The organism is Pseudomonas sp. EB271-G4-1, from assembly GCF_058791355.1.
Genome location: NZ_JBYTEO010000015.1, coordinates 41,398 through 54,024, shown reverse-complemented (window position 1 = coordinate 54,024; position 12,627 = coordinate 41,398). Strand labels below are relative to the sequence as shown.

The following is a 12,627-nucleotide window of genomic DNA, read 5'->3' as shown; positions in this document are numbered from 1 at the left end:
AACAACCCGGCGTGCCGCGTCGGCACGAAGGCCGTATTGCTATGCGGCAGCATCAATGTAACGGGGAGTTGGTGTCCGGTTTGGTAGGGGCAGTCCAGTTTTCGCAATAAAAACACACAGAAAAGAACTAAAACAACTTCTGTAAGAAGTGTACTACTTATTCATTAACTCATTACCAACAACAGTTGGAACCTGATAATTATTTTAGTCACTCTAAAATTACCAACACTCCCTTCTCCCGCCAGACCGGCGGAGCTTCTGGTCTCCCGACCGTCGGTCAATAAAGCTTGCGCACTGCATAAGATATATCTTACGTTGTATCTAGAAATCACAGGAGAAGGAAAAAATGAGAGACCATCATTCCCCGCACCGCGAACACGGCGACGGCCGTGACGGCTTCGAAAAACGTCCCGGGCGCGAACGCGGCGGCCGCGGCCCCCGGGTGTTCGCCCCCGGCGACTTGAAATTGCTGCTGCTGGCGCTGATTGCCGAGCAGCCTTGCCACGGATATGACTTGATCCGCCAGATCGAAGGCATGTTCGACGGCGCCTATAGCCCCAGCCCAGGGGTGATCTACCCGACCCTGACCTTTCTGGAAGAGAGCGAAATGATTCAGGGCGATGCCGAGGGTGGCAAAAAACGCTACAGCGTGACCGACGCCGGACGTCTGTCTTTAACCGAACAAGCGATTGCCCTGGACGGCGTGCGCACACGCATCGATGTGAGCAAGCGCTCGTTGCGCGGCCACGATCGCCCGCCGCAGATCCACGAGGCTGTGCATAACCTGCGTCATGCCTTGCAACTGCACCATGGACGCTGGAGTGCCGAAGAGATCCAGCGTGTCGCCAACCTGCTCAACAACACCGCCAAAGCCATTGTCGACGGCCCCGCCGTTCAATTTGCCCAGGAGCCAGCCGAATGACTGACGTTATCGTGCCTACCCCAACCATTCACCGCGTGATGCATGAAATAAAACGACGGCGCCTGGAGGTGCTGCGCGTCGTCGACCTGACGCCACGCATGCGCCGCATTACCCTCGGTGGGCCTGAGCTGGCCGGCTTCGTAAGCCTCGGCACCGACGACCACGTCAAACTGCTGTTCCCGCAGAATGCGGAGCAACAGGCGGCGCTGGAAACCCTGGTGCTCGGCGCCGGCAAGGACAACGGCCCGATGCCGGCCATGCGCGACTACACCCCGCGCCGCTACGACCTGGACGCCCTGGAGCTGGATATCGATTTCGTGCTGCACGGCGATGGCCCTGCGTCGACCTGGGCCGCACAGGCCCAACCCGGGCAGTTCCTGCACATCGGCGGGCCTCGCGGCTCGATGATCGTGCCGGATATCTTCGACAGTTACCTGCTGATCGGCGACGAGACCGCCCTGCCCGCCATCGCCCGACGCCTTGAAGGCCTGGCGGCCAATCGCAAGGCGCTGGTGGTGATCGAAGTGGAAAATGGCAAGGAACAGCAAGTGCTGCAGAGCGCTGCCGTGGTCAATGTGATCTGGGTGTTGCGCGAAGGGGGCAAAGACCATTTGTTGAGCACTGTGCGCCAGATCCAGGTGCCAGCCGGCAGCCTGTACGCGTGGGTGGCAACCGAGAGCAAGGTGTCGCGGCAGATACGTCGGGTGTTGCTCGACGAGCACGGTTTGAACGAACAGTTCGTCAAGGCCGTCGGCTACTGGCGGCTGGACGACAGCGACGAGGAGTAATGAGGTTTGAACTGTAGGAGCGAGCATGCTCCGGGCGGCGTTCCGACGAAAAACCTGAGAGCACCGCGGGGCGCCAGGCTTCCCGCGTTATCGTTGACCTCCATCGCGAGCAGGCTCGCTCCTACAGTTGATCGGGTACATCCGAGAGCCCAGTGGTCACCGCCACCGACGATCCAGCGCCATCAACAACAAAGCAATCACCACAAACCCCATCAGTAATCCGCCGGCATTCAAAAACACCTGTGGATAACCCAACTTGTCCACATCAATGAACGGATAGGGATAAGCCGCCAACACGTGCCCGCGAAGCAGTGTGTATGCGAAGTACAGCAACGGGTAAATCAGCCACAGCGCAATGTGCCGCAGACGCAAGGTGCCTTTCGGCACACAGAACCACCAATACAGCAGAAACAGCAGCGGCATCACGTCGTGCAACAGTTCATCGGCCAGCCATTGCCAGCCTTGCGGATGCCACAAATGCCGCAACAGCAGGTTGTAGGCCAGGCTAACCACCACGATGCTCACGGCAACACCGCTACTGACCCCCGGCTGCAGAAACCAGCGACGCGCCGCCGACTCGCGGGACGTGGCTGCACAGGTCAGCACGGTCGCCACCAGGGTGTTGCTCAGCACGGTGAAAAAACTGAAAAAACTCATCAGCCCGCCCAGCAGGCTGGCGCCGATGCTCCAGCGCGCAAAAAAAATCAGGTACAGCTGAATACTCAGCCCGGCCCAGCCCAGCACGGCCGCCAACGTCATCAAGCGTCGCTGCACGCCTTCCTTGGGTGGCATGTCAAACCGGGCGCTTGGTGCGCATCAGCTTCACGTATAAGCGCTCCACTTTCTCCCGTGCCCACGGGGTCTTGCGCAGGAACGTCAGGCTCGACTTGATGCTCGGATCGCTCTTGAAGCAACGTATATCGATGCGCTCGGCCAATCCCGACCACTCGTAATGGGTCACCAGCGCATTGAGGATCTGTTCCAGGGTGACGCCGTGCAGCGGATCGGGGTTGTGTTCGTTCATGCCAGGCCTTCGAGCAGGAGTGGGAATTGGAAGCCGCGCACCTTACGTTAAATGTAGGTGAAACCCAAAAGATCGCATCCTGCCCCAGCGCCTACAAGGACTGTTACCGAATCCGAAAGGATGCATGTCAGGAAAAGACCTTTCTCTATTTGTAACAGAACATTATCCTTACGCCCGCTTTAGCTGAAACGTTTCCTCCTCTGCTTTGCGTCTGCCGTTTTACGTTCATTCCCCAGAAAAAGATCAAGAATTTCTTCTCTATGCCTGATTTACGACTCCCCAAAGACAGCGCTGTCTTCAAGACTACTGTTAGCCTGCTCACAGGCCTAGGCGCTTTCAGCCTCGTTACGTGCACCCAGGCGGCGCCCGCCTTCGACAGCGACTCCCCGTGGATGCTTGGCGACTGGAACGGCACCCGCAGTGATCTTTCGGCGAAGGGCTACGATTTCAAGATCGACTACACCGGCGAAATGGGCAGCAATCTGCAGGGCGGCTTCGACCAGGATCGCACCGCTCGCTACAGCGATCAGTTTGGTTTCGGCACTCACCTGGACCTGCAGAAAATCCTTGGCTGGGATGACGCAGAGTTCCAACTGACCATCACCAAGCGCAGCGGCAACAACATCAGTAACGACCGGATCAATGACCCGCGAGTGGGCGGATTCACTTCGGCACAGGAAGTCTGGGGCCGTGGCCAGACCACGCGCCTGACGCAGATGTGGTACCAGCAGAAGTTCCTCGACCAGACGCTCGACATCAAGGTCGGCCGTTTCGGCGAAGGCGAAGACTTCAACAGTTTTCCCTGCGACTTCCAGAACCTGGCGTTCTGCGGCTCCCAGGTCGGCAACTGGGTGGGCGACATCTGGTACAACTGGCCCGTCAGCCAGTGGGCGATGCGGGTCAAGTATCACCTGACGCCCGAACTGTACGCACAGGTTGGCGCCTATGAGCAAAACCCGTCGAACCTCGATCGCGACAACGGCTTCAAGCTCAGCGGCAGCGGCACCCAAGGGGCCATCCTGCCGGTGGAGCTGGTGTGGACACCAAAGTTCAACGGCCTGCCGGGTGAATACCGTGCCGGCTACTACTACAGCAACGCCGACGCCACCGATGTCTACAAAGACAGCAACGGCCAGCCCGCCGCGCTGAGTGGCGAGGCTTATCGCAGCGCCTCAAGCAAGCACGGTGTTTGGCTCGGCCTGCAGCAGCAAGTCACCAGCATTGCCAGCGACCATTCCCGAGGCCTGAGCCTGTTCGCCAATGGCACGATGCACGACAAGAAGACCAACGCCATCGACAACTATGTCCAGGCCGGCCTCGTCTACAAAGGCCTGTTCGATGCCCGCGCCAGGGATGACATCGGTTTCGCCATGGCCCGCGTGCACGTCAACCCGGCGTACCGCAAGAATGCCGAGGCGCGTAATCAGGCCAATGCTGTCTTTGACTACGACAACCCGGCCTACCTGCCGCCCCAAGACACCGAATACAGCGCCGAACTCTACTACGGCGTGCACGTCACGAACTGGCTGACGGTGCGCCCGAACCTGCAATACATCCGCCACCCCGGTGGCGTGAACGAGGTCGATGACGCGCTGATTGGCGGGATCAAGATCCAGTCGTCCTTCTAACCAACACCCCAAACCCTGTGGGAGCGAGCCTGCTCGCGAAGAGGCCATCACATCCAACATTAGCGTCGGATGACACAGTGCTTTCGCGAGCAGGCTCGCTCCCACAAGGGATTACATCGACTGAACACCTGTTATATGAACCACGCCCCCGCGGGATCGTCATCTACAGTGAACCTGCGCGGGACCACTTGAAACGTCACGGAGAACCACACTATGAGCACTGAGGGTGCTTTGAGTCGAAGCCGTCTGTTGCCGACCCTGCTCGGCATACTGCTTCTGCTAATGGGCCTGGCCATGCTGGCCGGCGGGATCAAGCTGAGCATGCTCGGCGGCTCGCTGTACTACCTGCTGGCCGGTATCGGTCTTGCGCTGACCGGCATCCTGCTGATCGCCGCGCGCCGTGCCGCGTTGGGCCTGTACGCGCTGGTACTGTTCGCCAGCACCGTTTGGGCACTGTGGGAAGTCGGCCTCGACTGGTGGCAGCTGGTGCCGCGCCTGGCGATGCTGTTCGCGCTGGGCCTGGCGATGTTGCTGCCGTGGTTTCGCCGTCCGCTGCTGCGTGATGGCGCCGCCCCCATGGGCACCGGCGCACTGAGCGTGGCTGTGGTGATCGCAGGCGCGACCGCCTTGGCCAGCCAGTTCACCAACCCGGGCGAAATCAAGGGCCAACTGGACCGCGACAGCGTGCCGGGCATGACCAACACCGCGCCGGCCATGCCCGACGGTGACTGGAACTCCTACGGCCGCAGCGCCCATGGTGACCGTTACTCGCCGCTGGCGCAGATCACCCCGCAGAACGTCAACAAACTGGTACCGGCCTGGACTTACCGCACCGGTGACCTGCCAGGGCCGAACGACCCGGGCGAAACCACCGCCGAAAACACCCCGCTGAAAGTCAACGGCATGCTCTACGTGTGCACGCCGCACAGCCAGGTGATCGCCCTGGACCCGGACACCGGCAAGGAAATCTGGCGTTTCGATCCGAAGCTGTCGACGCAGAATGCGGCGAACTTCAAGGGTTGGGCGCACATGACCTGCCGTGGCGTGACCTATCACGATGACGCGGTGTACGCCTCCGAACAGAGCCCGACCGGTTCGGCCAGCCCGGCCCCGGCCAGCGCTTGCCCGCGCAAGATCTTCCTGCCGACCGCCGACACCCGCCTGATCGCGCTGAACGCCGACACCGGCAAAATGTGCGAAGACTTCGGCGACAAGGGCCAGGTCGACCTGCGCGCCAACATCGGCGGTTTCACGGCCGGCGGTTACTACTCCACCTCGCCACCCGCGGTCACCAAGGACCTGGTGGTGATTGGCGGCCACGTCACCGACAACGTTTCCATCGACGAGCCAAGCGGCGTGATCCGCGCGTTCGACGTGCACACCGGCAAACTGGTGTGGAACTGGGACAGCGGCAACCCGGACGACACGACGCCGATTGCCGAGGGCAAGACCTACACCCGCAACTCGCCAAACATGTGGTCCGTGTTCGCGGTCGATGAAAAACTCGGCATGCTGTACCTGCCGATGGGCAACCAGACCCCGGACCAGTTCGGCGGCGCGCGTACCCCTGAATCGGAACTGCACGCGGCCGGCCTGACTGCCCTGGACATCGCCACCGGCAAAGTGCGCTGGCACTTCCAGTTCACTCACCATGACCTGTGGGACATGGACGTAGGCGGCCAGCCGACCCTGATGGACCTCAAGACCGCCGACGGCGTGAAGCAGGCCGTCCTGGCGTCGACCAAGCAAGGCAGCATCTATGTGCTGGACCGCAGCACCGGCCAGGCCATCGTGCCGATCAACGAAGTACCGGTGCCGCAAGGCGCGGTGGAAGGCGACCACACCTCGCCGACGCAACCCAAATCCGACCTGAACCTGATGCCACCGCCGCTGCAAGAGCGCGACATGTGGGGCGTCACGCCGTTCGACCAACTGATCTGCCGGATCGACTTCAAATCCTTGCGCTACGACGGCCCGTTCACCCCGCCATCGCTGCAGGGTTCGATCGTCTATCCGGGCAATTTCGGTGTGTTCGACTGGGGCGGCATCTCGGTTGACCCGGTGCGTCAGATCGCGTTCGTGAACCCGAGCTACATGGCGTTCAAGTCGAAAATGATCCCGGCCGCCGAAATCGCCGCCCAAGGCCCGCGCAAAAGCGAAACCGAAGGCGTGCAACCCAACAAGGGCGCGCCGTACGGCGTGGTGCTCGAAGCCTTGCTGTCGCCAATGGGCCTGCCGTGCCAGGCGCCAGCGTGGGGCTACGTGGCCGCGATCGACCTGACCACCCATGAAAAAATCTGGATGCACAAGAACGGCACCGTGCGCGACAGCTCGCCGGTTCCGATCCCGCTGAGCATGGGCGTACCAAGCCTGGGCGGCACCTTCATCACCGCCGGTGGCGTCGGTTTCCTCAGCGGCACCCTGGACCAGTATCTGCGGGCCTACGACGTGAAAAACGGCAAGCAACTGTGGGAAGGTCGCCTGCCCGCAGGCGCGCAAACCACGCCGATGACCTACACCGGCAAGGACGGCAAGCAATACGTGCTGGTCGTGGCTGGCGGCCACGGTTCGCTGGGCACCAAACAGGGCGACTATGTGATTGCCTACAAGCTGTCGGAATAAGTAACAACCGTAGCTAGCGCCAAGGCGACCCTCGCAAGGGGGTCGCCTTTTTTGTGGGCGAGCTATCAGTCCAAAAGCAGCGCCCGGGGCCTTGCCTCAACGCCACAGCGGTCTAACATCAAACGAAAGGAAATTTTGTCCCAATCCCCTCAAGTTGAAGGACTCGACTACCGACACAGTACTGATCGGGCAATTGCCCCAGACACAGCAAATCGGCCAAGCTGCTGGCATTATCCCGCAGGATGGATTGTCCCTTTGACTGCCACCACGGGATTGCCAATACTCATGGCAACTTGATGCTACCCGCACGGAACAAGGAATTACCCTTTGAAGCTGGAACTCAAGAACAGCTTGTCGGTGAAGTTGCTCCGGGTCGTGCTCCTGTCGGCATTGATCGTCGGCGTGGTCTTGAGCTGCGCGCAGATTGTTTTCGATGCCTATAAAACACGCCAGGCCGTCGCCAGCGATGCCGAACGCATTCTCGACATGTTCCGCGACCCTTCGACCCAGGCCGTCTACAGCCTGGATCGGGAAATGGGTATGCAGGTAATCGAAGGCCTGTTCCAGGATGATGCGGTGCGTCAGGCCTCCATAGGCCATCCCAACGAAGCCATGCTGGCGCAAAAATCCCGTGAGTTGCAGCAGTCCAGCAGTCGCTGGCTGACCGACCTGATCCTCGGCAAGGAACGCACCTTCACCACCCAGTTGGTGGGACGCGGCCCTTACAGCGAGTATTACGGCGACCTGAGCATTACCCTCGACACCGCCACCTACGGCAAGGGTTTTATCGTCAGTTCGGTAATCATCTTCATTTCCGGGGTATTGCGTGCCCTGGCGATGGGCCTGGTGCTGTACCTGGTCTATCACTGGCTGTTGACCAAACCCCTGTCGCGCATCATCGAGCACCTGACCGAAATCAATCCCGACCGCCCCAGCGAGCACAAGATTCCATTGCTCAAGGGCCACGAGAAGAACGAACTGGGGCTGTGGATCAACACCGCCAACCAGTTGCTCGAATCCATCGAGCGCAACACGCACCTGCGCCACGAAGCGGAAAACAGCCTGTTGCGCATGGCCCAGTACGATTTCCTTACCGGCCTGCCGAACCGCCAGCAATTGCAAACGCAGCTGGACAAGATCCTCGTCGATGCCGGCAAGTTGCAACGCCGGGTTGCGGTGCTGTGCGTCGGGCTCGATGACTTCAAGGGCATCAACGAACAGTTCAGCTACCAGACCGGCGACCAGCTGCTACTGGCCCTGGCCGATCGCCTGCGCGCGCACAGTGGACGCCTGGGCGCCCTCGCCCGCCTGGGTGGCGACCAGTTCGCCCTGGTGCAGGCCGATATCGAACAACCCTACGAAGCCGCCGAACTGGCCCAAAGCATCCTCGATGACCTGGAAGCGGCGTTTGCCCTCGATCATCAGCAGATCCGCCTGCGCGCCACCATTGGCATCACCCTGTTCCCCGAAGATGGCAACAGTACCGAGAAGCTGCTGCAAAAAGCCGAACAGACGATGACCCTGGCCAAGACGCGCTCGCGCAACCGCTATCAGTTCTACATCGCCAGCGTCGACACCGAGATGCGCCGCCGTCGCGAGCTGGAAAAAGACCTGCGCGACGCACTGGTCCGCGACCAGTTCTACCTGGTCTACCAACCGCAGATCAGCTACCGCGATCACCGGGTCGTTGGCGTCGAAGCGTTGATTCGCTGGCAGCATCCCGAGCACGGGCTGGTACCACCGGACCTGTTCATTCCGCTGGCCGAGCAGAACGGCACCATCATCGCCATTGGTGAATGGGTGCTGGACCAAGCCTGCAAACAATTGCGCGACTGGCACGACCAGGGCTTCAGCGACATGCGCATGGCCGTGAACCTTTCCACCGTGCAATTGCACCACGCCGAGTTGCCTCGGGTGATCAACAACCTGATGCAGATGTATCGCCTGCCGCCACGCAGCCTGGAGTTGGAGGTCACCGAAACCGGCCTGATGGAAGACATCAGCACCGCCGCCCAGCATCTGCTCAGCCTGCGCCGCTCCGGTGCGCTGATCGCGATCGACGATTTCGGCACCGGTTATTCGTCACTGAGTTATCTGAAAAGCCTGCCGCTGGACAAGATCAAGATCGACAAGAGTTTCGTCCAGGACCTGCTCGATGACGATGACGACGCAACCATCGTTCGCGCCATCATTCAGTTGGGCAAGAGCCTGGGCATGCAGGTGATCGCCGAAGGCGTGGAAACCTTGGAGCAGGAGGCCTACATCATCTCCGAAGGCTGCCACGAGGGTCAGGGCTACTTCTACAGCAAGCCCCTGCCGGCCCGCGAGCTGGTGGCTTATCTGAAGCAAGCCCAGCGCAGTAACGCGGCAATCTTGTAACCCCCCCTGTAGGAGCGAGCATGCTCGCGAAAAACGCCAACGATAACGCAGCGCTTCTGGTTACCCGCGTCGTCGATTCGTTTTTCGCGAGCATGCTCGCTCCTACAGAGTGAATAAGAAATATTTCCAACCGCAACCCTTTACACATAATGCGAAAGATTTGCATTATGTGTCACTTTTGCGCGCCGGACGCGTTATTCCACCCCCTCTCGAAGCAGGATGTTCGCCATGATTCGTATGCCTCTGGCTACCGCCAGTCTGTTGGCCATCGCAATTTCCCTCGCCGGTTGCGGTGAAGGCAAAGACAAAGAAAAAGCGGCCGCTCCTGCGCCAGCGGCCAGCACTTCTGCGGCCCAAGTCGCACCAGCTGCTGCGCCTGCCGCTGCCAGCAAAGTCGACGAAGCGGCCGCCAAAGCCGTTGTCGCGCACTATGCCGACATGGTTTTCGCCGTTTACAGCGATGCCGAATCTACTGCGAAAACCCTGCAAAGCGCCGTCGACGCCTTCCTCGCGAAGCCGAACGCCGACACCTTGAAAGCCGCCAAGGCCGCCTGGATCGCTGCTCGCGTTCCTTACCTGCAGAGCGAAGTGTTCCGCTTTGGCAACACCATCATCGACGACTGGGAAGGCCAAGTGAACGCCTGGCCACTGGACGAAGGCCTGATCGACTACGTCGACAAATCCTACGAGCACGCACTGGGTAACCCCGGCGCCACGGCCAACATCATCGCCAATACTGAAATCCAGGTCGGCGAAGACAAGGTCGACGTGAAGGACATCACCCCGGAAAAACTCGCCAGCCTGAACGAGCTGGGCGGTTCCGAGGCCAACGTCGCCACCGGCTACCACGCCATCGAATTCCTGCTCTGGGGCCAGGACCTGAACGGCACCGGCCCTGGCGCCGGCAACCGTCCAGCTTCCGACTACCTGGAAGGCAAAGGCGCCACTGGCGGCCACAACGATCGTCGCCGCGCCTACCTGAAATCCGTGACTCAATTGCTGGTCAGCGACCTGGAAGAAATGGTCGGTAACTGGAAGCCGAACGTGGCCGACAACTACCGCGCCACCCTGGAAGCGGAACCGGCTGAAAGCGGCCTGCGCAAAATGCTGTTCGGGATGGGCAGCCTGTCCCTGGGCGAACTGGCGGGCGAGCGCATGAAGGTTTCCCTGGAAGCCAACTCCCCGGAAGACGAACACGACTGCTTCAGCGACAACACCCACAACTCGCAGTTCTACGATGCCAAAGGCATTCGTAACGTGTACCTGGGCGAATACACCCGTGTCGACGGCAGCAAGATGACCGGCGCCAGCCTGTCGTCCCTGGTGGCCAAGGTCGATCCAGCGGCAGACACCGCATTGAAAGCCGACCTGGCTGCCACCGAAGCCAAGATGCAGGTCATCGTCGACCACGCCAACAAGGGTGAGCACTACGACCAGTTGATCGCTGCCGGCAACACCGCCGGCAACCAGATCGTCCGTGACGCCATCGCATCCCTGGTCAAGCAGACCGGTTCGATCGAAGCCGCCGCTGGCAAACTGGGCATCAGCGACCTGAACCCGGACAACGCTGATCACGAGTTCTGATCACCGCTGGCTCTTCGGTTGCCGATCGTTCCCACGCTGATCGTTCCCACGCTCTGCGTGGGAATGCAGCCCGGGACGCTCCGCGTCCCAAATCAAAAGCCGAACGCGGAGCGTCCGTTGAGGCATTCCCACGCGGAGCGTGGGAACGATCATCTGCCTAAGCGAACGATAATTCCTCTTATTCAAATTCCCATCCCCTGTTAGACTTTGCGCCCTTGTTTTGCTCGTCTTGCAGGATGTCTGATGCCCTCGCTGCCTCTTCGCTTGTCCGCACTGTTGTTGGCCCTGGGCCTGAGTGCCTGCGATGACGCCCCGAAATTCACCCAGGCTGAACCCGGTGAAGCCCGCTCCGGCGGCGGTACGACCGTGCGCAAGACCGATCAGAACGCCTTTTCGCTGCCCTCCGCTAACCTGCCGCCATCGCGGCGTGTGGACTTCAGTGTCGGCAATAGCTTTTTTCGTAATCCCTGGGTGATCGCTCCGTCGACCACCACCGCTCGCGACGGCCTCGGTCCGCTGTTCAACACCAATGCCTGCCAGGGCTGCCATATCAAGGACGGCCGCGGTCACCCGCCTGCGCCAGATGCGCGCAATGCCGTGTCGATGCTGATACGCCTGTCGATTCCCGACACCCCAGCCTACGCCAACGTCATCGAGCAACAGGGTGTCGTACCGGAGCCCGTGTATGGCGGGCAGTTCCAGGACATGGCCGTGCCCGGCGTGACGCCGGAAGGCAAGGTGCGGGTCGACTACTCGCCGGTGATGGTTCGCTTCAAGGACGGCACCGAAGTGGAACTGCGCAAGCCGAGCCTGAACATCACCCAGCTGAACTACGGCCCGATGCACCCCGACACGCGCTTCTCGGCCCGTGTCGCACCTGCGATGATCGGCCTGGGCTTGCTGGAAGCCATTCCTGAAGAGGCCATCCTGGCGAATGCGGACGCGCAGGCCAAAGCGAAAAACGGCATCGCCGGGCGCCCGAACCGGGTCTGGGATGATATGCAGCAGAAAACCGTGCTCGGGCGATTTGGCTGGAAAGCCGGGCAGCCGAACCTCAATCAACAAAATGTCCATGCGTTTTCCGGTGACATGGGCCTCACGACCCACCTGAGGCCCTTTGACGACTGCACCGACGCGCAAACGGCCTGTAAGCAGGCACCCAATGGCAACGGCCCCGATGGCGAGCCGGAAGTCAGCGACAACATCCTGCGCCTGGTGCTGTTCTACACCCGTAACCTCGCCGTACCGGCGCGCCGCGATGTCGGCACGCCGCAAGTGCTGGCCGGCAAGACCCTGTTCTACCAGGCCGGTTGCCAGTCCTGTCACACACCCAAGTACACCACCGCCGCCGACGCCGCCGAAGCTGAATTGGCCAATCAAGTGATTCGCCCCTACAGCGATCTGCTGCTGCATGACATGGGCGATGGCCTGGCCGACAACCGCACCGAATTCCAGGCCGGAGGGCGCGACTGGCGTACCCCGCCGTTGTGGGGCATTGGTTTGACTCAAGCCGTCAGTGGCCACACCCAGTTCCTGCACGACGGCCGCGCCCGCAACCTGCTCGAAGCTGTGCTCTGGCATGGCGGCGAGGCAAAAGCGGCGCAACAACAGGTTTTGTCTTTCAATGCCGAGCAGCGCGCTGCGTTGTTGGCGTTCTTGAATTCCCTTTAATACCCATCT

The 12,627-nt window shown here is 60.9% G+C and carries 9 protein-coding genes; 7 read left to right on the top strand and 2 right to left on the bottom strand.

All coding sequences use genetic code 11. The annotated features are described in order from the left end of the window. The first annotated feature begins 346 nt into the window (after positions 1 to 346). Positions 347 to 922 (top strand): PadR family transcriptional regulator, encoded by a 576-nt coding sequence (locus AC3WWR_RS10115; RefSeq protein ID WP_020797450.1) that lies wholly within the window; start codon positions 347 to 349, stop codon positions 920 to 922. Next, complete coding sequence (locus tag AC3WWR_RS10110) at positions 919 to 1,710, top strand: siderophore-interacting protein (RefSeq protein WP_083349719.1); 792 nt, start codon at positions 919 to 921, stop codon at positions 1,708 to 1,710. The genes AC3WWR_RS10115 and AC3WWR_RS10110 overlap by 4 nt, the downstream gene beginning before the upstream one ends. Positions 1,711 to 1,866: 156 nt before the next feature. Here AC3WWR_RS10110 and AC3WWR_RS10105 read toward each other — a convergent pair whose 3' ends face one another. Together AC3WWR_RS10105 and AC3WWR_RS10100 are read right to left on the bottom strand one after the other, a co-directional pair. After that, positions 1,867 to 2,502, bottom strand: coding sequence for a Pr6Pr family membrane protein (locus AC3WWR_RS10105; protein ID WP_020797452.1), 636 nt, complete (start codon positions 2,500 to 2,502; stop codon positions 1,867 to 1,869). Position 2,503: 1 nt separating this feature from the next. Continuing rightward, a complete protein-coding gene (locus AC3WWR_RS10100; RefSeq protein WP_020797453.1) occupies positions 2,504 to 2,734 on the bottom strand; it encodes a VF530 family protein in 231 nt (76 codons plus the stop codon). A gap of 260 nt (positions 2,735 to 2,994) precedes the next feature. On the opposite strand from AC3WWR_RS10100, the gene AC3WWR_RS10095 reads away from it, so the two are divergent. From AC3WWR_RS10095 to AC3WWR_RS10075, 5 genes are all read left to right on the top strand, one after another. Beyond that, a complete protein-coding gene (locus AC3WWR_RS10095) occupies positions 2,995 to 4,362 on the top strand; it encodes a carbohydrate porin (RefSeq protein WP_432668564.1) in 1,368 nt (455 codons plus the stop codon). Positions 4,363 to 4,575: 213 nt separating this feature from the next. Then, positions 4,576 to 6,984 (top strand): glucose/quinate/shikimate family membrane-bound PQQ-dependent dehydrogenase, encoded by a 2,409-nt coding sequence (locus AC3WWR_RS10090; RefSeq protein WP_020797456.1) that lies wholly within the window; start codon positions 4,576 to 4,578, stop codon positions 6,982 to 6,984. A gap of 327 nt (positions 6,985 to 7,311) precedes the next feature. Then, positions 7,312 to 9,363: a putative bifunctional diguanylate cyclase/phosphodiesterase gene (locus tag AC3WWR_RS10085; protein WP_020797458.1), complete on the top strand. Its 2,052-nt coding sequence runs from the start codon at positions 7,312 to 7,314 to the stop codon at positions 9,361 to 9,363. A 228-nt stretch (positions 9,364 to 9,591) separates the two neighbouring features. After that, on the top strand, positions 9,592 to 10,947 hold the full coding sequence (locus tag AC3WWR_RS10080) for an imelysin family protein (protein ID WP_432668565.1): 1,356 nt from the start codon (positions 9,592 to 9,594) through the stop codon (positions 10,945 to 10,947). 243 nt (positions 10,948 to 11,190) lie between these two features. Next, positions 11,191 to 12,618: a di-heme oxidoreductase family protein gene (locus AC3WWR_RS10075; protein ID WP_432668566.1), complete on the top strand. Its 1,428-nt coding sequence runs from the start codon at positions 11,191 to 11,193 to the stop codon at positions 12,616 to 12,618. The last annotated feature ends 9 nt before the right edge of the window (positions 12,619 to 12,627 follow it).

Excerpts from the sequence above, each read along its gene's own strand:
- AC3WWR_RS10105 (WP_020797452.1), bottom strand. The coding sequence starts at position 2,502 with ATGCCACCCAAGGAAGGCGTGCAGCGACGCTTGATGACGTTGGCGGCC.
- AC3WWR_RS10075 (WP_432668566.1), top strand. The coding sequence starts at position 11,191 with ATGCCCTCGCTGCCTCTTCGCTTGTCCGCACTGTTGTTGGCCCTGGGC.
- AC3WWR_RS10115 (WP_020797450.1), top strand. The coding sequence starts at position 347 with ATGAGAGACCATCATTCCCCGCACCGCGAACACGGCGACGGCCGTGAC.
- AC3WWR_RS10100 (WP_020797453.1), bottom strand. The coding sequence starts at position 2,734 with ATGAACGAACACAACCCCGATCCGCTGCACGGCGTCACCCTGGAACAG.
- AC3WWR_RS10095 (WP_432668564.1), top strand. The coding sequence starts at position 2,995 with ATGCCTGATTTACGACTCCCCAAAGACAGCGCTGTCTTCAAGACTACT.
- AC3WWR_RS10110 (WP_083349719.1), top strand. The coding sequence starts at position 919 with ATGACTGACGTTATCGTGCCTACCCCAACCATTCACCGCGTGATGCAT.
- AC3WWR_RS10080 (WP_432668565.1), top strand. The coding sequence starts at position 9,592 with ATGATTCGTATGCCTCTGGCTACCGCCAGTCTGTTGGCCATCGCAATT.
- AC3WWR_RS10090 (WP_020797456.1), top strand. The coding sequence starts at position 4,576 with ATGAGCACTGAGGGTGCTTTGAGTCGAAGCCGTCTGTTGCCGACCCTG.